This window comes from Neobacillus ginsengisoli, assembly GCF_030813055.1.
This window is the reverse complement of the sequence record NZ_JAUSTW010000018.1, coordinates 23,131-45,561: the sequence shown is the minus strand read 5'-3', so window position 1 is coordinate 45,561 and position 22,431 is coordinate 23,131. Positions and strand designations below refer to the sequence as shown.

16 protein-coding genes, 1 tRNA gene, 1 pseudogene and 2 riboswitches are annotated in these 22,431 nt (G+C 38.5%); of the genes and pseudogenes, 4 read left to right on the top strand and 14 right to left on the bottom strand.

Translation table 11 applies throughout. The annotated features are described in order from the left end of the window. Positions 1-70 precede the first annotated feature (70 nt). From J2S10_RS26810 to J2S10_RS26770, 9 genes are all read right to left on the bottom strand, one after another. A complete protein-coding gene (locus J2S10_RS26810) occupies positions 71-1,396 on the bottom strand; it encodes an NCS2 family permease (RefSeq protein WP_307414184.1) in 1,326 nt (441 codons plus the stop codon). Between the two features lie 113 nt (positions 1,397-1,509). After that, positions 1,510-1,611, bottom strand: a riboswitch (purine riboswitch). 100 nt (positions 1,612-1,711) lie between these two features. Next, complete coding sequence (guaA, locus tag J2S10_RS26805; protein ID WP_307414182.1) at positions 1,712-3,250, bottom strand: glutamine-hydrolyzing GMP synthase; 1,539 nt, start codon at positions 3,248-3,250, stop codon at positions 1,712-1,714. 148 nt (positions 3,251-3,398) lie between these two features. After that, a riboswitch (purine riboswitch) is annotated at positions 3,399-3,500 on the bottom strand. Positions 3,501-3,661: 161 nt separating this feature from the next. Continuing rightward, positions 3,662-5,884: a transglutaminase TgpA family protein gene (locus J2S10_RS26800; protein WP_307414179.1), complete on the bottom strand. Its 2,223-nt coding sequence runs from the start codon at positions 5,882-5,884 to the stop codon at positions 3,662-3,664. Further along, on the bottom strand, positions 5,884-7,101 hold the full coding sequence (locus J2S10_RS26795; protein WP_307414177.1) for a DUF58 domain-containing protein: 1,218 nt from the start codon (positions 7,099-7,101) through the stop codon (positions 5,884-5,886). The genes J2S10_RS26800 and J2S10_RS26795 overlap by 1 nt, the downstream gene beginning before the upstream one ends. Position 7,102: 1 nt before the next feature. Next, positions 7,103-8,044 (bottom strand): AAA family ATPase, encoded by a 942-nt coding sequence (locus J2S10_RS26790; RefSeq protein ID WP_370876300.1) that lies wholly within the window; start codon positions 8,042-8,044, stop codon positions 7,103-7,105. Positions 8,045-8,219: 175 nt separating this feature from the next. Then, complete coding sequence (locus J2S10_RS26785) at positions 8,220-9,047, bottom strand: RnfABCDGE type electron transport complex subunit D (RefSeq protein WP_307414174.1); 828 nt, start codon at positions 9,045-9,047, stop codon at positions 8,220-8,222. Position 9,048: 1 nt separating this feature from the next. Next, positions 9,049-9,936, bottom strand: a complete 888-nt coding sequence (locus J2S10_RS26780; RefSeq protein ID WP_307414173.1) for an FAD:protein FMN transferase — start codon at positions 9,934-9,936, stop codon at positions 9,049-9,051. Between the two features lie 9 nt (positions 9,937-9,945). Next, positions 9,946-10,440: an FMN-binding protein gene (locus tag J2S10_RS26775; protein WP_307414172.1), complete on the bottom strand. Its 495-nt coding sequence runs from the start codon at positions 10,438-10,440 to the stop codon at positions 9,946-9,948. Between the two features lie 626 nt (positions 10,441-11,066). Continuing rightward, a complete protein-coding gene (locus J2S10_RS26770; RefSeq protein WP_307414170.1) occupies positions 11,067-11,267 on the bottom strand; it encodes a hypothetical protein in 201 nt (66 codons plus the stop codon). A 310-nt stretch (positions 11,268-11,577) separates the two neighbouring features. On the opposite strand from J2S10_RS26770, the gene J2S10_RS26765 reads away from it, so the two are divergent. Together J2S10_RS26765 and J2S10_RS26760 are read left to right on the top strand one after the other, a co-directional pair. After that, positions 11,578-11,715: a YjcZ family sporulation protein gene (locus tag J2S10_RS26765; RefSeq protein ID WP_307414167.1), complete on the top strand. Its 138-nt coding sequence runs from the start codon at positions 11,578-11,580 to the stop codon at positions 11,713-11,715. A gap of 447 nt (positions 11,716-12,162) precedes the next feature. Further along, complete coding sequence (locus J2S10_RS26760; RefSeq protein ID WP_307414166.1) at positions 12,163-12,282, top strand: YjcZ family sporulation protein; 120 nt, start codon at positions 12,163-12,165, stop codon at positions 12,280-12,282. Between the two features lie 460 nt (positions 12,283-12,742). Here J2S10_RS26760 and J2S10_RS27600 read toward each other — a convergent pair. Then, positions 12,743-12,847: pseudogene (locus J2S10_RS27600) on the bottom strand (hypothetical protein); the annotation flags it as partial. Positions 12,848-13,197: 350 nt separating this feature from the next. On the opposite strand from J2S10_RS27600, the gene J2S10_RS26755 reads away from it, so the two are divergent. Both J2S10_RS26755 and J2S10_RS26750 read left to right on the top strand, forming a co-directional pair. Beyond that, positions 13,198-13,271 (top strand) — tRNA-Ile (locus J2S10_RS26755). 330 nt (positions 13,272-13,601) lie between these two features. Further along, positions 13,602-14,321 carry a DUF3800 domain-containing protein gene (locus J2S10_RS26750; RefSeq protein ID WP_307414164.1) on the top strand — a complete coding sequence of 240 codons (720 nt, stop codon included), beginning with the start codon at positions 13,602-13,604 and terminating at the stop codon, positions 14,319-14,321. A 796-nt stretch (positions 14,322-15,117) separates the two neighbouring features. On the opposite strand, the gene J2S10_RS26745 is transcribed toward J2S10_RS26750, so the two are convergent. The 4 genes from J2S10_RS26745 to hsdR form a co-directional block, all read right to left on the bottom strand. Continuing rightward, positions 15,118-15,681 (bottom strand): recombinase family protein, encoded by a 564-nt coding sequence (locus tag J2S10_RS26745; protein WP_307414162.1) that lies wholly within the window; start codon positions 15,679-15,681, stop codon positions 15,118-15,120. 479 nt (positions 15,682-16,160) lie between these two features. Next, a complete protein-coding gene (locus J2S10_RS26740; RefSeq protein ID WP_307414160.1) occupies positions 16,161-17,645 on the bottom strand; it encodes a restriction endonuclease subunit S in 1,485 nt (494 codons plus the stop codon). Next, the gene (locus J2S10_RS26735) at positions 17,642-19,072 is read right to left on the bottom strand and encodes a class I SAM-dependent DNA methyltransferase (protein WP_307414158.1); all 1,431 of its coding nucleotides are present in this window, start codon (positions 19,070-19,072) and stop codon (positions 17,642-17,644) included. Before J2S10_RS26735 ends, J2S10_RS26740 begins: the two co-directional genes overlap by 4 nt. A gap of 125 nt (positions 19,073-19,197) precedes the next feature. Further along, complete coding sequence (gene hsdR, locus J2S10_RS26730; protein ID WP_307414156.1) at positions 19,198-22,404, bottom strand: type I restriction-modification system endonuclease; 3,207 nt, start codon at positions 22,402-22,404, stop codon at positions 19,198-19,200. Positions 22,405-22,431 lie beyond the last annotated feature (27 nt).

Sequence of the window (22,431 nt, the reverse complement as noted above, 5' to 3'; positions counted from 1 at the left end):
TTTATACTCAGGAAATATGGCAATTATTCGACAAAAAAAGAACCGCCTGCACAGCAGTTCTTTACATACATTATTTTAAAATAAAATAAATGAGAAAGATGACAAAGAAGAAATACATAATTGGATTAACTTCTTTAATACGTCCTTTAACAATCATCGTAATCGGATAGAAAATAAAGCCAATCGCAATACCTGTTGCAATACTGTAAGACAACGGCATAGCAATCATTGTAAGGAATGCCGGTACTGCAATTTCAAAACGATGCCAGTCAATTTTCCCTAATGAAGATACCATCAATACTCCGACAATAATCAGTGCCGGCGCTGTAACAGGCGATGTAATAACAGATAATAACGGGAAGAAGAATAACGACAGGATAAACAATCCGGCTGTAACTAACGACGCAAAACCTGTTCTTGCCCCTGAAGCAACCCCTGCAGATGACTCGATATAAGAAGTGGTAGTAGATGTACCAAGAACCGCGCCTACAATTGTGGCAATCGAGTCAGAAAGTAAAGCTCTTCCTGCGTTAGGAAGTTTGTTATCTTTCATTAAACCTGCTTGGTTAGCAACTGCCACAAGTGTACCGGCATTATCAAAGAAGTCTACGAATAAGAATGTCAAAATAATCCCAATCATTCCGGTTGACCAGAAAGAGCTGTCACCAAAGGATGAAAATACTGCCCCAAAAGTAGGTTTTACGCTTGGAACCGCACTAACTACTTGATGCGGAATAGCAATCAAGTGAAAAATCATCCCGACAATCGCTGTAACAATCATTCCATAGAATACTGAACCTTTAATTCCTCTTGTCATCATAATAACGGTTATAATTATACCAAAAATTGCAAGTAGGGTTGGGCCCTTCGATAAATCACCTAAGCCAACTAGTGTAGCATCATTTTTAACAATGATTCCTGATTCCTGCAAGCCAATAAAGGTAATAAACAAGCCAATACCAGCACCAACAGCATGTTTTAAATCAATTGGAATCGCATTGATAATTTTTTCACGAAGCCCTGTAAGTGTTAATAAGAAAAAGAAGATACCGGAAATTAACACGGCGCCAAGTGCATGCTGCCAAGGGATTTTGCTTCCTAAAACAACGGTATAGGCAAAGAATGCATTTAACCCCATCCCCGGTGCTAAAGCAAGCGGGTACTTCCCAAGGAGACCCATGACAATTGATCCAACAGCAGATGCAATAGCAGTTGCCACAAAAACTGAACCGTAATCCATTCTCATTGCATCCGGAAGACCTTTAACACTAGCAAGTGTCAATGTAAGTGGATTAACCACCAGTATATAAGCCATTGCCAAGAACGTAGTTAAACCACCCATGAATTCCTGACGATAATTTGTACCTAGTTCGTCAAATCGAAAATAGTTTTTCAATTCCGCTTCCCCCAATAAATCTTTTTCTAAATATAATTACAAAAAAACGCTCCGGTATCCACCGGAGCGCTTGACTTAGGTTTGTGTAAATAATAGGGGAAAAGGGTACCCTATCGATTTAACACTTACCTCGTAGTCAAGCCTTTTACGGTGGCTCGGTAGAAACTTTTGGGCCATATTCCCAAGATTATACGACGTAAATCGACAAGTATTTAATTCCCTTTTATCATACCAACGACCTATCATTTCGTCAATACAAAACACGAACAATTTTAATGTTTTTTTTGTTTTTATTCGCCTTTAATCGAGATAGACTTACTCCCACTCAATTGTTGCCGGCGGCTTACTTGTAATGTCATAGACCACTCGATTTACATGCGCTACTTCGTTGACAATTCGCGTTGAGATTACTTCAAGAACATCCCAAGGAATTCGCGCCCAGTCGGATGTCATCCCATCAATGGAAGTAACAGCGCGGATCCCAATCGTGTAATCGTAGGTTCTTGTATCCCCCATTACGCCAACACTGCGAATGTCAGGTAGAACAGTAAAATATTGCCAGATATCACGATCAAGCCCGGCTTTTTTGATTTCCTCACGTAAGATCCAATCAGATTCACGAACGATTTCAAGCTTATCTTCAGAAATGGCACCTAAAACCCGAATTCCAAGCCCCGGTCCGGGGAATGGCTGCCTCCAAACAATTTCATCCGGGATTCCCAGTTCCGTCCCAAGAGCACGAACTTCATCCTTAAACAAGGTATTCAATGGTTCAATCAGTTTAAATTGCATGTCTTCAGGCAGGCCGCCCACATTGTGGTGCGATTTAATCGTTTGAGCCGTAGCCGTTCCACTTTCAATAATATCCGTATAAAGAGTACCTTGAGCTAAGAACTCAATCCCTTTTAGCTTTGTTGCTTCGTCATCAAAGACGTAGATAAATTCGTTGCCGATGATTTTCCGTTTTTTCTCCGGATCGGATACGCCTTCGAGCTTGGATAAGAAACGATCTTTTGCATCAACTTTAATGACATTCATATGAAAGCCTTCAGCAAAGGTTTTCATCACACTATCAGCTTCATTTTTACGCAGCAAACCATGGTCGACAAAAATACAGGTTAATTGATCGCCGATTGCTTTATGAATAAGCACAGCAACAACCGATGAATCCACCCCGCCGCTTAGAGCGCAAAGAACTTTTTTAGTGCCCACTGTTTCACGGATTTTAGCCATTTCCATTTCAATAAAGTTTTCCATTGACCAATTGCCGCTGCAATCACATACATTGAAAACAAAGTTCTTTAGAAGCTCATTGCCAAAAACGGAATGGCGGACTTCAGGGTGAAATTGCACAGCATAAAGATTGCGTTCCTGATTACTCATCGCCGCAATCGGACATGTTGGGTTCGTGCCATCAACGGTAAATCCGGCCGGTGCCTCGACAACTAAATCACCATGGCTCATCCAAACAACCTGCTCGTCTGGAAGACCGTTAAATAATGCAGATTGATTTTGAATCGTCATGACAGCCTTTCCGTACTCCCGCTGCTTTGCTTTTTCGACTTTCCCATCAAAGTGAACAGCCATTAATTGCATTCCGTAACAGATTCCGAGGATTGGTAAACCCATTTCAAAAATATTTTCATCACACCGGAACGAATTTTCGTCATAGACGCTGTTAGGTCCACCGGAAAAGATAATCCCTTTTGGATTCATCTTTTTAATTTCCTCTGCTGTAATCGTATGAGGATGAAGCTCACTATATACTCCAAACTCACGAATTCGTCGTGTAATTAACTGATTATATTGGCTTCCAAAATCTAAAACAACAATTAAATCTTGCTTACCTGTCAAATTGGCCACCTCTTTCTAATAATAAAAGCCTGTTACTTCTAGTTTTTACTAAAATTGCGAAAAAATTATCCGAAAAAACAAAAAGAAAACTAGGTTTCCGCGCTCCACAAAAAGGAAGGCAGAATTCTAGTTTTCTCGCAAACAAAAAATATAGAATTTCTGCCTTCATAGTCAGGCCATTTACGGCGACCCGGTAGAGACTCTCGAACCTTATTTTCGAGGATATATGAAGGTAAAGTACCCCTATTTAGAAAAGCGGAAGCGACTCGATCAGGGGCGACAACTGCTTGCGGGCCTGACGGTGAAGTCCGTTTTTTGACTTCATCGGCAGGACCGAAGCGACTCGAGCCCCTAGACGCTGCAGCTAGACATTGAATTAAAACATATTGTAACAATAGGAGGTTTTACTGGTCAAGCGATTGTCTTTTTGATTAAATTTTCCCACAATTTACGCACGTCTTTCCATGTTCCATGCGGAAGCTCCCGATGATACAAATATTGCTCATATTTTGCAGTCAACCTGGTCATCTCTCGCGTCGAAAAAAACGTATCGATATATCCTGCGTAACTTCGAAGGGTTTGATTTTCTTTCCGTTTTAAACCGTAACGATTTAATTGATCCAATAATACAAGGTAAGCAAATTCGACATTTTCATCCTTTCTCTTGAGCCGATATTTGAGAAGTAAAAAATACGGGAACCATTTACCGCGAATCCGATAGAGAATCCCGACGACCGCTGCGATTAGGACAAGAATAAACAGCACCCGTTTCCAATAGTTATTTATCAACGCAGTTGTTTGCTTCCATAAAGTTTTGCTATTGGCAGATTTTTTTGCCACTTTTGATGATTGGGTATCTTCCAGAAGATTCTGCTGCGGCTTTTTCACAGGAGCCGGTGTTGTTTGTTGGTTTATGGCCGGCTTCTGTTCTGCTGCTCCACTGCTATGAATAATAACATCATTTGAAAAACCCTTGGTTGGTTCAAACGGCACCCAGCCTTGATTTGGGAAAAAGACCTCTACCCAGGAATGGGCATTATTATTGGTTATTCGGTAAAGCTGCAAGGAAGGGTCCGTTTGGCTCTTGTTGATTAACTCGCCTCCTGTATAGCCTTTTACCCACCTTGTTGGAATCCCAAGTGTCCGCAGCATAACCGCCATCGAAGTCGAGAAGTTATCGCAATAGCCTCGTTTTGTATCAAATAAAAATTGATCCACATAATCCACATGAGCACCGGGAACCGCAACATTTTTTTGATCATAGGTGTAATCAGAGCTGCTGAAATAACTTTCCACAGCTTTTGCTTTATCAAACCAGTTGTTTTTCCCGGCGGTTATTTGTTTGGCTAATTGTTTCACTCTTAGCGGCAGCTCCTTTGGAAGCTGCGTGTACTTTTTGATAAATTCCGGGCGGACTAGCGAGTAGTCAACTGCTGTAGTTTTGATTAGATCGGCTGCCTTATATATAGGTATTACAAACTCAAGCAAATACATATTCGGCATTACAGGCTGATGTCTGCTATCGTAGTAAAGAATTCTTTCGTTAGGATTCTCAAGCTCAAAAAGGTTCCCTTTACTATTAACAGGCGATGTTTTCAGGATTTTTTGGATTCCCTGAGGATACATGATATGGTTGCTTTGGAGATGGTTATAGACCACTACCCGCGCTGTTTCCTTCTTTGTTTCAACTGTTTCCGGAAAAGAGGATACCGGAACAAGATCTCCCTCCCTGAACGGGACAGTCGTTGCACCGGAAGAAATCCACCCTTTCCCTGTATAGGCATCCTTTGTTTCGACCATCCAATAATTCTTTTCTTCCGCTTCAGTCGTGAAAACAGGTTTATTATCCCCAATAAACGGACCGCCTAATGCTGAATCATTCGTCCCATAGCCAATTCTTTGCGGCCCACTTTTCCCATTTCTGTCACTTTTGCTGTTTGCAGCCTGCAAATACGGTACTGGGTCAGGCCAAACCGGCGCCGCCTTTGGGGCAGTTATTCCAACCAAGACACTTAAAGCAATCATCACTAAAAGTGGTACCATCCACTTTCGTGCAGAGCTATGCTCACTATCTACATTTTCTTTGGCTAAAATGCGATAAAAGGTAAGCATACCCATTAAGGTAAATCCAAAGACGACTGTTCGAACAACGGCTGCTTTTGCATTATATGGCGTAAAGGTATCCAGAACGGTTATGTACACCAACGTCATAAAGAAAAAAATAAAAATCCTCCGGCGATTTAAAAGCCAATAGTTGATTAAATACACCATTAACCACAGCAGAACAAAAAATAAAAACGTTCGAAGTTCATTGGATAAATCTTCTACATTTCTTGCAAAAAGCAAGACCATATTATTTTTAAAATCACTGAAAAATGACTGCAGCCAACTTAGGTGAAAGAAACCTTCTTTATAATACAATCGGTTGATCGAAACCATGATGTACATTAGGTTAATCAAAAACTTCCAAATCCATTTGATTCTTAAAAAATAAGAAAGAACCGAGATTAACAAAAAGAGAACAAACGTTTCCATATGACCTGTATTTGTTAATTGCCGGATTGGTCTAAGCCATTCCCATAGAAGTAAAAAAGCAAAAGCATAAAGAAGAAAGGTTGGAAAATTTCGTTTCATTACCGGACTTTCACCTCCGAAAAGGCTGCAGCAAAATTACCTTCTTGAACTATGATAATCCGTATACCTCTTGCATTTGCCACCGCGATTAACGAACGCTCATTTCCCGATGGCAATTCTTTTTCCGCTTTAATTAGAAAAAGTGTAACTGTTCCTTTTCTCTGACCTAGGAAGCTTGCTTTCTCAATCAATAGTTTCGATATTTGTCCTGTAACTAGAATAAACGATACAGTTTGTTGAACAAGAAGGCCATCTGTCTCCAATACTTTTTCAAAGGGGAGAACACTTTTTGCCTTTATTTTGGCAAGATGGTAAAAGAGCTGCTGCAGCTGCTTCTCTCCGCCCCTGATTGGAAACGATGTTCGTTCATTACTTATTGTCAACAGCCCTGACTGTGCACCCTTTTTCAAGACCGCACGCACGAGGGAGGCAGTATAGGAGACAATGGTCTCAAAGTGTCTATCCGGAAAACAATCCATGACAATCACGACATCATTTGATTGGCGCTGCTCAAACTCCTTTGTCATAATTTCGTTCCGCTTTGCTGAGGCTTTCCAATTAATCCAAGAGAATCGGTCCCCCGGCTGATAATCTCTTACCCCAACCGCCATTGAGGTATCACGTTGCACCCGTTCCCTTGAAGCCGTCATCCCCTGGTCATACTGATGTTCAAATGGACGATAGATGAGTTCTGAGTAGGCTGGATAGACCATAATTTTATTTTCAACAGTAAATGTTTTTTCCTTTTCAAATAATCCAAGCGGGTCACCTATTCGAAGGGAAAAGGAGTGAAAAAAATGCTCTCCGCGCGGAAGCTCATTAATGATATAGTTGTAGGAAAATTCTTTTTTTAAACCTGGGAGCAAGAGAGCCTTTGCTGATTTTTGCTGTGGGGTAAATTGTAAGGAATCATCCAGTTGATCAGCAATAAGTAAATAGAATAATGGGAAGGAATTTCGTCTCGTTACCGTTACCGTTACCTTTAAAGGTTCACCAGCATTGTAATCGGCTTTTGGTAAAACCCGTTTCACTTTAAGCCCCTTTAAGGAATAAAACGATAAGAACACACAGTAGCCGGCAAAGGGTAAGAAGCTGTACAATAAAAACCAGCTGACATAACCGCCTTGAAACATCGCATATGAGAATGTTAAAACGATTAAAAAAATTAATACGGTAAGTTTCCAAGCCTTTGTGAACAGAGTTAATCCTTTTTTCATGCTATTTCACTAGCCTTTTAACAGGAATAGGAACTCTTGCAACCACCCGATTAATTATTTCTTCAGCAGAAAAGCCTTCAAACTTTGCTTCTGACCTTAAAATGATCCGGTGCGCTAAAACAAATTGGGCTAAGTATTGGATATCGTCAGGGAGAACAAAATCGCGTCCGTACATATAGGCATATGCCTGAGCCGCTTTCATTAAGGCAATCGAACCGCGGGGACTTGCTCCAAGATAAACACTGCCATGACCTCTTGTCCGGTTTACAATATCAACGATATACCGCTTAATCGTATCATCGACGAAAACCTCTCTAATATCCCGCTGCAGGTCAAGAAGCCCTTCAAGGTCAATGACCGGAGACAGGTCTTCAATAGGGGGAACCTTTTGTGCTCTGTTTAACACTTCAATTTCTTCATTCATATCGGGATAACCCATTTTCATTTTTAATAAAAACCGGTCCAACTGGGCTTCAGGAAGCGGATAGGTGCCTTCATACTCAATCGGGTTTTGCGTCGCCATAACGAAAAATGGCTTATTCAACTTATGGGTCACCCCATCAATCGTTACACTGGCTTCCTCCATCCCTTCTAATAGAGCAGACTGGGTTTTGGGCGAAGTACGGTTAATTTCATCTGCAAGAATGATATTCCCCATCAACGGACCGGGGCGGAATTGAAATTCCAGTTCTTTCGGGTTATAAATAGATACGCCTGTTACATCTGACGGCAAAAGGTCAGGGGTAAACTGAATTCTCCTGAAGTTGGCGTTCACGGATTTGGCAAGCGCCCGAACCATCATTGTTTTTCCTACACCCGGTACGTCTTCTAAAAGAACATGACCGCCTGCAAGCAGAGCCACAAGACTGAGCTCAGCAACATTCCGCTTTCCTATCATTACTTTTTCAATGTTTACGAGAATTTTTTCTATCGTGGGGTTCATCGGCTCACGGGTCAATGGAATTCCTCCTCAGGTGGCTCAGTAGACCAAAATTTGGCATCATCTTTATGTATTCTCTATAGTCTGGAAAATTCCTGTATGGAAAATGATAATAACTTAAATGCAAAAAAGTCTGGACACCCAGACTTTTGCTTTTAAAAAAATAGCTATAGTTCTACTATCCAAGTATTCTTTCGGTTTTCTTTACATTTGACCGATTCATCGATACCTTTGAAGTGGAGCGTTTTTTGAGGAAGCAATAAAGATTCCCGATACATAACCCGATAAACAAATAGATCAATCCCCCAAAAAGGCCATATATCACTGTTCCCGCTGCCGCCGTAAGGATACCGAATATGACCTGCTCTTTATCTTTTGCCGGGGATGTAGGTGGATCGGTGAGCATAAAAAAGCCAAAGAAAAGGGTAGCATTTATAAATGGCGGCCGAAGTGCATCGACTTCATCACCTATATGGAAATGCCCCATAAGCAGCAAAAGTAAAAAAGAAGTCCCTAAAAATGAAAAAACCTGGGGGTATTTATTGATTCGGCCGGTGATTTTGTATCCACCAACTAAAAGAAACAATATAGTCCATGCAGGAAGATCTCCAAATGCTCCCCACCAGCTTTGTCCTGTTCGAAAAAACAAGACGGATATTAGTAAACCAAAAGCAGCCGGGTTAAAGATTGGTTTTTTCTTATAGACCAAGAGATGCTTGGACAAAATGGCGATAACCGCACTTGCTGCAATGACACTTAGAGAGGTCGCTGTACTTAAGATGAGAGAAATGATTAACCCTGTAATAACGGCACCGTCCGGGATCGTCCATTTTCTTTTTTTCATTACATTACAGAGGATGTCAACAATAACTGAAACAATAACAGCGACGAAACCATTTTTAATCCCCATTATATTTTTATAACCAATTGAGGCAATAAGAAGATAAGCAATCATGGCAATGGCCACATAGCCTTTTGGCGTTTTAAGCCATTTCTGTATTGTCATTTTATATCCCTCCAACTCTAACAATTTGTAACCCGGGTGTGATAAAAAGCCCCTTTAGATCAACGATTTCGATTAATTCCTTCCCTTTTCCACTACCGAGCAAAAACGCAGCTGTCGAAAAAGCATCCGCCATCATAGAGAAAGGAGCAATGACGCTGCAGCTGACCCAATCATTAGGTGAAAGTCGTGTTTTTGGATTGATGATGTGATGCATACCGGGAAGTTTAGCGTTTCTGCGCTCGTAACTACCGGAGGTACAAATCGCTTCATTAGAAACTTCGACTGTATGGATGATTTGCTCTTTTTTCTCAGGATGCTGAATTCCTATCTTCCAAGGGCAGCCATTCCTATCCACTCCCCCGGCAAACAGATCCCCGCCGGCGTTGACGACAAACCCGTCAAAGTCTTTGAGCTCATTTGCAGCCAAATCGATAGCAAACCCTTTAGCAACTGCTCCTAAATCGATTACCATAGGCTTGTTCAAATACAATGTACGGTCATGTTCATCTAAAATAATATCCCGATACGTAACAGAATCAGCTGAAGAATTTTCACTAAATTCCCCTGTTAAATAATGGCGATTATAGCCTTGCTCCTCCATGACTTTCCCAATAGAAGGATCAAATTCACCCTCCGTTAATTTCGCAATTTCCAAAGCGAACTTCAATGGTTCAAATAAAAACGGACTAATCTGTACCGGATTTCCCATTACTCGGCAGGCATTCATCAATTCACTGCCAGGGCTAAATCGGCTACAGGCCTGTTCTACTTTTCGGAATGCCTCAAAAGCCCGATCAATTCTTGCCTCCGCCTCTTCTTTTGATGTAGCATCCCGAATGACGACCTGTATATCGACAACTGTATCCATATATAATTTCGTTTTTTTCATTTTTACCCCTTACGCATTTTGGGCCTGAGAGAGTGCTTCTTGGACTGCATCTTCAAAAGCTTGCGTACTGTAAGTTGCCCCTGATACATTCGTTACTTGCGCACTTTGCTTTTGTAAGACTTCATCTGGCAGACCGACTACATCCCTTTCAGAATAATGCATTGCAAAATTACTAATTTCAACATCCGTTATTTTATCATTCTTTATCGTTACAGCAACCTCAATCGACCCGCGGCGATTTTCTCCCATGCCAGTATAGGTCCCATCTTTATAAAGCTGTTTTGTTTGGGTATTATTTGATGCAGCAACATTTGATTTAGTTGCTTGGTTCTTATTTGATGAAATAACGCTTGATTTATTCAATCTTGTTTGAATGCTCATTTGGGCATGTTGTTGCGATTCCACTTTTGTTGCCTGAGCTTCCGTAGAAAAAAATCCAGCGGAGTAAACTGCGGCAACAGCCGTCGAACATAAGAGAACCCACTTTTTATCCATCTTTGCCATTTTGTTATCCTCCCAATTCCTTTTGCTCAATATAACCTACTGCCAACCACACCAGTATAGATAAACAATTTTAAAATTTCCTTAAAAATTACTTTTGGAAATTAAAAAAGAAGGAAACTAAATAAAAATCCCTCAGGCAGGAGGACGCCTGAGGAAACAAAGGTTAGGCAAGGAATTTCATGGAGGGCGATTCCAAAGAAGTTATTTCCTTGCTCTTAATTTTAGTTTTCACTATAAACATTATGTTTATTCCAATAATTGTAAACCAAACAATTGACTATTAATGCAAAACAGTGAAACAAAAATGGACTACTTGTTTCAGTTTTTTATTGCGAATAAGTTCAATAGGAGCAATGCCTGGTGACAATCCGTAAAAAACAAGCTTTCTCTTTTATAAAATAAAGGCTGTGTTAAAGGCGAATGTTGATTTTTTACAACTGTTGATTGGAGCGGAGGGCGCTCGACTCCTGCGGGATTGAGAGGTCACGGGAGACCCCGCAGGCGCATTAAGCGCCGAGGAGGCTCTCGGACCTCCCCGCGGAAAGCGAGCGCCAGGAGCGGAAATCAACAACCAAGTTTAACAGAGCCAAAATAAAAGTAAAGCCCTTCTCTTAAAGGAGAGGGGCTCACTGTTTCCTTGATATATACCATCCATCAGGTAATTTTTCTAAAAGAAAAATATCTTCATTAAATTTTAATCGTAATTCTTTATATTCCTCATTTTCAAACTTAACCTGTGTTACTCTGATTTTTTTTAGCGTTATTTCAGGTTTATCTAATTCAAAAAGCAAATCATCAATCATAAAAAAGGTTTTTTGACGTTTCATTCTCCACTTCCTTCCTTTTATATTTTCATACGTATAGAATTAGTCAAAAATGAATAAAACCCTATAAAACCTTTGTTAATTTTTTGTAAAATAAACTAACCCCTCTTATGTCTGCCGAAATAACCGGATTGATACCTCGATGAGCAAAGAAGAATTAAATAAAATATTTCTATCCTATCCGATTCGCTTCAAAACACAGAGTCCATAATAATTTATAGGCTGTCCTCATAAAATCCTAGTGAAAGAGCCCTTCCCTACTTTATTTCTCAACATATTTTATAAGGAATGAGTAAAAAAGGAGGGCTATGAAATGTTTGGTTATGGTGGATATGGTGGATGCGGTTGCGGTGGCTTTGGCTACGGCGGTGTCGGTTTCGGCGGCTGTTTTGCCTTAATCGTTGTATTGTTTATCTTGTTAATCATCGTTGGAGCAGTGATCTGTTTTTAAGTAAAAAACAATTACAAATAATAAAAAGCCCACACAGGGCTTTTTATTGTGTTGGAAGCTACTACCATTAAGGTGCTATGGAACGGATATGGTGCTTCGGCTACACTTTAGCTTATGCAGTATTTCAAGTGAATAACCAATGGGTTAAGCCTTATTTTTTTGAGGTAATTTTATTTATTAATGTATAGTAAACTTTTTTTATTTTAAATCAGCACTTGTCCATTCAATTTTATTATCTTGTACATATGTTATTACTACCCAGACACCCAAATTAACAAAACCTCCGAAGAGGCGTTTGCTTGTATTGCAAATGCTTCTTTTCATTTTTAAGCAAATCGCTGATTTTGTCCGACACTATGTTAATTGTCCAATCAAAATATGTCTTAAGAAATATATATATAGTGAAAGTGTTTTTACTTTAGATATTCAAAACGGTGGTGAAAAGATATGTGGGGATATGGTTGCGGCGGCTACGGCTACGGCGGTGGATATGGCGGCAGCAGTACATTTGTATTAATCGTTGTATTGTTCATTTTGTTAATTATTGTACTTGCTAGTTTCTGTTAAGGAGATAAACTTCAAGTTATAGGCTTTCTTTACCTAGTACATTCGCCTAAAACACAGTGAATTATCTTTTATCCAGCAAAAAAGCCCTTCTCTTAATTGAGAGGGGCTTTAGTTATATTGTTTCATGCTTTTCATTTCGAATGCAAATCTGGATTTGATCATTTCATTAATCTGTTTTGTAGAATCTATAAATCGAATGTTATTCTTGATGAATTGAAAAACAATCCGTAAAAAAACAAGCTGGTTCTTTTATAAAATAAAAGAATATCTATGCACATATTACCACCAATATAGAAGAAAAGGCCTCTCAGCAGTTTAGCAAACTGATGAAAGACCTTCTCTTATAATTGGTAATTTTTTTGTCGTGCTTTGTCTGTTTTTTGATTACGAGGACAAACACGAGAACAAGTTTTTAAATAATTGGTTGAAACGTTGATATAACAGGGTTTCAATCCCCTAATTACATCATGCCGCCCATATCAGGCATGCCCATGCCTTTGTTTTCTTCCGGCTTGTCAGCAACAACTGCTTCAGTTGTTAAGAACATAGCCGCAACAGATGCAGCGAACACGTGTTATAATCATGTTTTACTTATATTCAATTAGCACTAACCACTTCTCAAGATAAAGCTTCTTTTTCAATTATAAAGTAGTGATAGAAAACTGTAAAGTGGTCTAGAATCTGTTGAGTACCGTTCTAGAAAAAACCGCCAATTCCGTAGTTCCATTCTTCCAATCTACTTTTAAGTTTGGAAAGCATAAGTTGATACTATCAAAGAATTAAACTACTTTCTTCTGCACACACAGTTATCCTTAATATATCAAAAACTGCAGTAGTCTATCAGCGTTTTTTATCATATAAATTATACCTAATTATGGTATAATACCCATAGGAAGTAACCTTACTTTGAAAAACAAGTCCCCTATAGCTCAGCTGGTTAGAGCGCACGCCTGATAAGCGTGAGGTCGATGGTTCGAGTCCATTTAGGCTAGCAGTGCTTATATTTCACAAGTAAGTACTAGCACCTAGAAAGGTGATAGTGATGTTCAAGCTAAGATTCAAGACTAAAAAAATTGAATTTGAATTGACTTTATCGTTACTTCCATTCCTAAGATAGTAAATATCCCCTTCATACTAATGAAGGGGATATTTACTATCTTAGGAATCAAAAAACCAACTACAGTCATTAGGACCAACTGTATTCTTTTACATTTAAGTATATATTTGATGAAGAAATAACAGTAAAATATAATCATCTTTAGTATTATTCATTCAAAATCCCTTGCAAAAAGGAGACTTTGAGAAAGGAGAACAAACCCTTGTATGTATATATAGATGACTCTGGAAATATCGATTCTGCTACAGGTAGCCTGTATGTCTGGGCTGGTTTTTCCATACATAAAGGTCAAACTGCACTAAAAAGTAATTTGGAAAAAGTTATACAGAACTTTACTTACGATACAAAAATAGGAGAACTAAAAGGAAAAGATGCGTCCTTCGAACAAAAACAAAGACTATTCGAAACCTTAGTTGATTGGCATGAATTACGCATTTGCTACTTAGTTGCCGACAAAAAAATCGTTACCGAAGCACAATCAAAATTCATAACAGGTGCATCTTCACGAAGTAAAGAACAAAGTGAAAACTATTTCTTAAGTAAAGTAGTTACCCGTCTCTCAGAACCATTTCCAGAACAAGATAAAAATAGAATAATCCTAAATATCGATGGAGAACCAATCCGAAAACATGAATCCCATATACGTCTACATGAGTATTTGTCTCTGAGAGTTAATTACCCAAAATGGAAAAAAGACACCTATGTGAATCACTTAGTAATCAATTACAACTCAGAGTTAAATAACAGCTTAATTCAAACTGCTGATTTCTTAGCAAATTTTTTCCTTGAGTATTATAAATACCTTTATTACCAACCTAAGAAAAGTCCTACTGCTTCTGCAAAATATACTGAGATATACAATATTTTGCTCCCAAAAATACACCATCGAATAGTAGGACTTCCTAATTTTTCTTTATTATGATTGATTTTTCCCATTTCTCATTGTATAATAAAGACTTAAAATAGAAATCCTAATACTGGTAAGAATAAATCCAGATTATACGGTGCTGGCAGAATTGCCAAAGTCTTGTTAAATCAAGACCTCCTATATAGGGTGCTTGCCAAACGTCAAGGAAGTTTTTCGACTTTAGGAATACAAAAGAATAAGTCCAGTGATGGTGTAGAGGAGCGAAGCTCCATGTCTAATCAGACCTCCCAGAAAGGCACTTTTGATTCCCCCAAAAAAACCATTTCAAAAAGAGTCAGATTTATTCTGACTCTTTTTTCTGTTTGTTTTTTTAATATCTTCACGTCACACCATTTTTACGTTCTACTGCTTTCATTTTGTTTAGCGTTAACTCGTAAGGCTCAATCACATCCAGCGTTGCGTTGTCTTACTAGCGCACACTTTGCAACACATACCAATCGTCATAATCTTGCTGTTCGATGAATTTTACTGCTTAATAATTCTAGGTATGCAAGGATAGTTACTGTTAATTTTGTGCAACTAACTAATCCAACTTTCATAAACGGCCTGTTCCCTTTAAGTACATGTATAGGTGAATTATTTTAATATTGTTGCAAAAAAGAGCAGCGCCCCTTTTAACGATGCTCTCATAGAACTTTTTTGGTTTACTTTGCTCGGCAACTTTAGAATTTTAGGGACGTGGAGATGAGGCAACCTACCCCATCTCCTGCTCACGTTCCCAGTGAAAATGTGGAATTATGCCCCCCATATCATGAACATATAAAAAGAGACTCCTCGGTTCTGGAATCTCTTATAATTGCTTTGCTTCTAGTTCATTCTTTCTGTTAATCAGTGTTCGTTTCTTTATTCCAGTCATTGCTTCAACTTCTTTGTATGTATGAGTCTTTAGCAATTCTAAAGCATGTAGAACTTGTTGCTTGGAGTGTTTTCTTGGTCTACCTTCTCTGAAATCATCTCGTTGCTTAGCCAATGCCTTACCTTCTTGAGTACGTTCTACAATCATATCCCGTTCAAACTCTGCAAATGAACTGAGTATATTGAAAATAAGTCTTCCTGTTGGGGTGTTTTCCACTAGTCCCATATTGAGGATGTGAACCTTTACCCCTCTTGCAAATAGAGCCTTAACTGTTTGAATACCTTCGACTGCTGATCTAGCAAATCTATCCAACTTTGTTACAACTAACGTATCCCCTTCTTGTAATGCCTCAAGCACCTTGTTGAACTCTGGTCTATCTGTTTTAGTACCTGTGAACTTCTCTTTATATATAACCTCGCAACCTTCCGCTTGTAATGCTTGAATTTGAACCTCTAAATCTTGTGCTACTGTCGAGACTCTTGCATATCCATATTTCATGTTATATCCTCACTATTCATCATTCATTTATTGCACTAAGTTAATGCACCTTGTGAAGCCTATTATAGCAGGGTCGCTAAAATGGTGCAATAACTTTCAAGTATTTGCACCATAAGAGTTAACCATAAACAATTTGCAAGGATAATTAAATGAAGTATTGATATTCGGTAACCTAATCCTTTTCGGCGATTCTTTTCGAACAATGTGAGTATTTTACTAAAACATATACTCATTTAAGATTCTGTAACATACCTATTATTTGATTCGTGTCGTAATTTTACCAAGTACCAGTTTGTGGATGAGCTTGGTTTCTAATCGAACCAAGCTACAAACAAAGCACTCCAAAGCAGGCATTCAATATGCTTTCAGATTCAATCGTAAACACAAAACAATGATCAGACCTCTTAAAATCTACCACGAATGTGCATTTTTGCATTGCAAAAAAGACATCCATCTAACTTGGATGTCTTCTCTCAACTTTAATTCAATTGTTCTTGTAGTACCTCTTTTAATAATACATTCGCATCTTCTTCACCTGAGTCATTTGTTCCAAGTTCACCTCTGAAGGCTTTGTAGAGTATGGACTGTCTAAGTGCATCAAAATTCTCTTCCATAACTAGCATTTCTTTTTGTTTACTTTCTAATTCTCGATAATTATTCAACAATTTAACAATTTCAATTGCTTCCTCTTTTGGCGGTAAAGGGATAGGTAAAGATGCGAGTTTTTGTGAGTTTATATTAGCTTGACCAACTTGTTGAGAAACCATTGACAAAAGTATTCTTCTACCTAAATGACTATTGATATAATGAGAAACATAATCAGCTAAGATTTCCTTATAAAACAATCGAACTCTAATAAGATAGGATGCAAATGTAAAACTTTTAGCTACCGCTTCAGGTATTACAGCAGTTTTTCCAACCAATTCATAACTATTTGTTCTATTGAACAGCAAATCATGTGTTTGTAAAACATATTTTAAAACATCTGGGTGATCTAGTGGAAGGTATTTCAAATCATTCAAATCAAAATAACCATCAACTATATTCCCCATTCTTATTACTGGTGTTCCTGATGCATCATCATTTGTTTTAGCAGATGTTCCATAAGTAGACGATTCCATTAAATCATTTAAGCGTACCCATTCCCAATCCTTTGGTAATTGATATAAGTTATCGAGTATGCTCGTGTCTAATTGATCTTTATATTTCGTTTTAGTTCCTACCTTCAATGAATCTATATCTTTCATCCATTCCATTGCTGTAAGACTAACAGTATTCCGTTCTCTCCACTTCCTCGTTAATTCCCCACGAAACGCTTTATCCAAAATAGCCGCTCGACGAAGTTCAAACGTTTCTCTTGCATCCTCAATCAACTGCTTTGCTTCTTCAATTTTATTTAATAGACACTCCACTTTCATAGCAATTCGGGTTTGTTCCTTTATTGGTGGTAAAGATATCGGAAGCTCCTTAACTATACTGGAATTAATATTTACTTGTGCAGCCCCTTTTGCCTTACTCAACATCTGATTTAAAGCACTAACTAAATAATGATATAAATAATGTTTATCAATAAAACGATTGTCCTCTGTCAATTTCACAAATCCATCGTGTATACAAACACCTATCTTGTTAATACACGGTCTCCCCACAGATGCACTAATGCTTAAAATTAAAGTATTTGGCTCTACATATACACTTTTTTCTCTTCCGGCTTCAGTAACTGTATCTTCAGTTTCATATATATATTGCCCTTGTTTAGTTACGTCTGAAATTTTCAACCAAGGTATATCTCCACCGAAATATTTTGGGTCTCCTTTAGGTCTTGGGGATGCTCCTCTTTTTACATCTACCACTGAACCTAACTTCACCCATCTCCAATTTCTTGGTACTTCATAAGGTTGCTCTTCTTCTAATACTTTCGCTTCTACTAATAACTGGTCGTTCGTCTTGCTTTTCTTACTCATCGTGTTACCACCTCATCCCCTTCAACAGCACGTAATTCCTCAACAACTTCCCTTAATAAATCCATTGCTTGTTGAAGTTTATCAACCGTTTCTTCTGCTGATTCAATTGGGTCAGGTAAGTTTTCATATGATGATAATGATTCATCTGCAATCAATCCAACATCTAAACTATCATCTTTTTTCGCAATTTCTTCTCGTGTAAACTTATTCCATCGCTCGTCTTCCACCTTTGAGCGGTCGTCTGCTACATACGCTCTCATAAAGTCCTCAAAATGAGCCATCGTTAACTGATTACGTTTTCCAAATGAGGACATGTTTGTGCGAAGGTCATAAACCCAAACCTTTTTTGTATTCCCTTGATCTGTTTTATCTTTAGTAAAGAATAAGACATTAGTTTTTACACCTTGTGCATAGAAAATCCCTGTTGGTAGTCGAAGGATGGTGTGAAGGTTACACTTATTCATTAAATCACGTCTGATTTGCGCACCAATACCGCTTTCAAACAGCACATTGTCAGGTAACACGACTGCGGCACGAGCATTTCCATCATCCTTTAATGAATTATAGATTAACTGCAAGAAGTTCAACTGCTTGTTTGATGTTTCAAAGGTTAAGTCGTCACGAGAAATTCGTTCCCCACCTTTTTTTGTACCGAAAGGTGGATTTGTTAAGATCACATCGAAATTTTTCATCCATTTTCCGTTGCTTGATAACGAGTCACCTTGTTCTAATCGACCTTCCATGTTATGAAGCAAAGCGTTCATTAAAGCAAGGCGATGTGTATCTTTTACAAGCTCCATCCCCGTGAAGGCTTCCTTCTTTTGGAATTCGGCTTCTTCTGGGTCTAAATCAAAATAGTCATCTGTTTTCTTTTTTAAGTATTGGTCTGCAGCTATCATAAACCCAAATGTTCCTGCTGCAGGGTCATTGCACCGTTCCCCTACCTTAGGATCAACAAGCTGTACCATTACATCAATTAGTACACGAGGTGTAAAATACTGCCCCGCTCCAGATTTCTTTTCACTAGCATTCTTCTCTAACAGACCTTCATAAAGATTTCCTAAACCTTCTTCTTTTGCATTGTACCAATCCAGTGCATCGATTGATTTAATAATCTTCTCTAAGTTTTTTGGTTCAGCAATACTTGTAGAAGCATCACTATATATAAGACGTAAACGTTCGTTTTCACTACTACCTAAGTCTAGTAATAGTCGCTGATAAAAAGTTTTTAACTCCAATCCTTCAAGCTGTAATAAATCATCCCAACGGTATCCTTCTGGAATTACCCCTTCTGTCTCTTGTTCTTTCATCATTTTTAAAAACAATAGGTATGTTAATTCCGTTACATATTGTTGATAGGTAATTCCGTCGTCACGCAACACATTACATAGATTCCATAGTTTTTGTACGATTTCTTGATTGTTCATTTTCTTCCTCCTGCAATCTTTTCAATCTTATTTAAATTAATGGTTTATTTTTCGAACAAATCTCAATTAATTAAGGCAACCTATCTATTATACCTTAAAAAATGCCTCTATAAAGAGGCACAAAGTTAACTAACATATAGGTTCTCATTTATTGTTCTTACCACGGTATCAATTAAATCACCGAACTCACGATGTAATAATTTATACCCACCTTGACTGCGGAACGGCTCTTCAGTAAATGCTTCCTGCGGTGTTGGAGCAAGTACTGGCACTTGAAGAAGCTGTTTTTCAATTCTCTCTAGCCACTTTTTCTGCCTCGGAGTCCAGTCATGCAAGGAATAGACTTTTTGCATAGCTTGCTTTATCCGTGTTTCGTGATCAACAAGTGCTTCACCCAAAGCTGCTTGACGAATAAAGCTAATGATATCTGCAGCAATGTCTTCGTTCTTTGTCTGTTTCCAAGCTGTTTGCAAATGTGACTGCTTAAACCCCTTCGTTTCAAGAATCGTAATTAGTTCACGTAGATCTTTTCTCGTTAGATCTTTCGGTCTTGTACATACGATATGAAGAGCAGGAATTTCATTAATATTTTCTTTGATAAAGTTTACAAATCCATCTAGATAATCTTCTGGACGTTTGTTTCCTTCACCATAACCACGGATGACCTCATCCACTTTATCTTCTTTGTTGGAAATAAATCTTCTTTCTCCCGTAACCCGATATGTCTCCATGTATTCAAATAACATATTATTTTGCTTTGCTACTAGAGGCGTATAGGATTGAATTTCTTTAACCCACTCATCCACATCTTTGCCATTGGATAACTCTTCAAATCTCCTCTTACCTTCATCATTCAACCTCTGTTTTTTACGTTGAATCTTGGCAACTAACTGTTCACGATAGAAAGCGGATTCCTCTTCTGAAGATGCGTTTGTAAGGGATTCATATAAATCACCGATGCTATAATTTTGTTTTTTTACAACAGGTTTCATCTCTGTGTAACTTTGTAGTCTATCATAAATACCTACGGCATCGTAAATATTGAAATGCGTCTTTCCAATCTCAGGACACAGACGAGTCGCACGTCCAAGCATCTGATCATACAAGATACGAGATTGAATTCTTCGCAAAAATACCAAATTTGTAATCGTAGGAACATCAATCCCTGTTGTTAGTAGATCAACTGTAACAACTACATTTGGTAACCTTTCATTCTTCAAGCGTTTAATTGCTTCTAAAGGTTTGTAAATATAACCTGTAATTTTAACAATGGCATCATCTTCAACTTCATCGCCTCGCTCAGTGAACGCTTCTTTTAAGATACGGACGACAAGGTCGGCATGTTGATCCGTTGCAGCAAAAATGAGAGTCTTCTCTTTACTTGTAGGGTCAATATAATCTGCTAATTTATTCAGTACCGCTCGGTTAAAAGGCTCTGTTATTACTTTCTTATTGAATTGTTCCACTTCAAAGCGAACAGTGTCTTCCATTTTTTCTAACTGGATTTCACCTTTATCGACATCATATACTTCTACTTCCTCATCCTTTTCAAACACAATACCAGCTTGAGAAAGTTCTGTCTTAAATAGATATGGTGGCTCATGGTCTACTAAATAACCATCTAACACTGCTTCACTATAGGAATATTTAAAAATTGGCATTCCAAAAATTTCTGTTGTATGTAGAGCAGGTGTTGCTGTAAGTCCTAAACTAGCTGCATCAAAGTAGTCAAGTACACGTCTGTATTGGCTAACATAGTCATTTTGATCACGGAACTCTAGCTCTTCTTCTGACATTTCACGGTCACTTGTATAACCTCGGTGAGCTTCATCCACGATGATAAAATCGTATTGTCCGACACTAGGGAGCTTTTCACTGTCGCTATAGAAGAGTCTTCTTACCATCCCTTGAACAGTAGCAATGTGAACTTTCGTTTCCACATCGGAAGTCATATCCTCTAGCGATTTTACATCATAAATATCGGAAAATGAGTAGCCTTCAATTTTCGTATCTTTTAGGGCATCTTCTGTTTGAATTCCAAGTGAGTTACGATCCACTAAAAATAATATCCTACGGCATTTTTTCGATTTAATTAAACGATACATTAGAGCAATCGCAGTACGAGTTTTACCAGTACCTGTTGCCATAGCAATCAGCATTCTACGATTACCTTCAATTAAACCTGCCTCAGCAGCTAGGACGGCACTTTGTTGATAATGTCGTAAACCAAACTTGGTAATATCCTCTTCTTCTAGACGCTTATTAGCATCTTGACCATCTTGACCAAGCAGAAGCTCTAAGTCAGCAGGAGAGTGCCACCCCTCTAAGGGACGGGCATGTTCTAAAGGTTTACGTGAATCCCAAAACCAAATTCCTGACTCTTCCTGAAGTTGTCTTAAATAAGGTCGACCATTTGTTGCGTATAAGAATGGTACTTTGTATTCACTACTCGTTGGTGTAATGACTTCCTTATCAACCAGTATAGCATTTTTCGCATATACCTTAGTTTGGCTTTCTAAAGCACCAGGAATTGTTTTTTTCTTGGCTTTTGCTTCAATAAAACCAACCAGCTTTAAACCAATAAATAAAGCATAGTCAACTCTTCCACCCTCAACCTTCCACTCAGCAATAGCCATGTTTCGATTTTTTTCTGGTAGCGTACCATTCTTTTGATGATTCAACACAGTAGTATCTACTTCCCAGCCAGCTGCACGTAGTTTTCCGTCAATAATAGTCCGTGTTTCAGCTTCTGTAAGTCGCTGGCGGCGCATAAAAGTTTTTGACTTCCGTTTACGTTCTTTTTTGGCATCAGCTTTTTCAGTTTCCGCTTTCTGGCGAACCTTTTCTAATTCTTTCTCGAACTTCTTGATCTTTTCCTCATATTCTTGTTGAAGCTTGTTTGTATTTGTTTCTACTTCTTCCTTAGGGTCTAGATATTCTGGCGCTTGGAAATCCCAGTCTCCATATACTTCCATAAACCAAATCGATAAACGGAAGGCTAATTGTAACAAAGCCTTTGCTTCTTCGGGTTTCCCATAACCAGCTTCGTGCATTGCCAAATTCCCTTTTCGACGGAGGGTTTCAAAGATATCAATTAACTCAGGCTCTAGTAAGCCTTCTTGACGTAATGTATTAATACGATCAATCTGTGTCGTACCGTATGCTTCTTTAATGTTCTCCGCAGCAAGGACAAATTTCGTTAATGTCTCCGCAAACAAGCGAAGTTTCATTAAGGTAGTATGTGGGTCGTGATATACATTTCTCTCAGCTGTTTCTCCCAAGTTAGCAAGTACATCCCATTTCCCTTGGAAAAATGAAAAGTTGCTATTCATTGTTATCACCGTTTCCCTTAGAATTGT

What these genes read in the sequence shown, in the direction of transcription:
- J2S10_RS26795 (WP_307414177.1), bottom strand. Translation starts at nt 7,101, where the DNA reads ATGAAAAAAGGATTAACTCTGTTCACAAAGGCTTGGAAACTTACCGTA.
- J2S10_RS26770 (WP_307414170.1), bottom strand. Translation starts at nt 11,267, where the DNA reads ATGAAACGTCAAAAAACCTTTTTTATGATTGATGATTTGCTTTTTGAA.
- J2S10_RS26780 (WP_307414173.1), bottom strand. Translation starts at nt 9,936, where the DNA reads ATGAAAAAAACGAAATTATATATGGATACAGTTGTCGATATACAGGTC.
- J2S10_RS26775 (WP_307414172.1), bottom strand. Translation starts at nt 10,440, where the DNA reads ATGGCAAAGATGGATAAAAAGTGGGTTCTCTTATGTTCGACGGCTGTT.
- J2S10_RS26785 (WP_307414174.1), bottom strand. Translation starts at nt 9,047, where the DNA reads ATGACAATACAGAAATGGCTTAAAACGCCAAAAGGCTATGTGGCCATT.
- hsdR (WP_307414156.1), bottom strand. Translation starts at nt 22,404, where the DNA reads ATGAATAGCAACTTTTCATTTTTCCAAGGGAAATGGGATGTACTTGCT.
- J2S10_RS26765 (WP_307414167.1), top strand. Translation starts at nt 11,578, where the DNA reads ATGTTTGGTTATGGTGGATATGGTGGATGCGGTTGCGGTGGCTTTGGC.
- J2S10_RS26760 (WP_307414166.1), top strand. Translation starts at nt 12,163, where the DNA reads ATGTGGGGATATGGTTGCGGCGGCTACGGCTACGGCGGTGGATATGGC.
- J2S10_RS26735 (WP_307414158.1), bottom strand. Translation starts at nt 19,072, where the DNA reads ATGAACAATCAAGAAATCGTACAAAAACTATGGAATCTATGTAATGTG.
- J2S10_RS26790 (WP_370876300.1), bottom strand. Translation starts at nt 8,044, where the DNA reads ATGAACCCCACGATAGAAAAAATTCTCGTAAACATTGAAAAAGTAATG.
- J2S10_RS26740 (WP_307414160.1), bottom strand. Translation starts at nt 17,645, where the DNA reads ATGAGTAAGAAAAGCAAGACGAACGACCAGTTATTAGTAGAAGCGAAA.
- J2S10_RS26745 (WP_307414162.1), bottom strand. Translation starts at nt 15,681, where the DNA reads ATGAAATATGGATATGCAAGAGTCTCGACAGTAGCACAAGATTTAGAG.
- J2S10_RS26800 (WP_307414179.1), bottom strand. Translation starts at nt 5,884, where the DNA reads ATGAAACGAAATTTTCCAACCTTTCTTCTTTATGCTTTTGCTTTTTTA.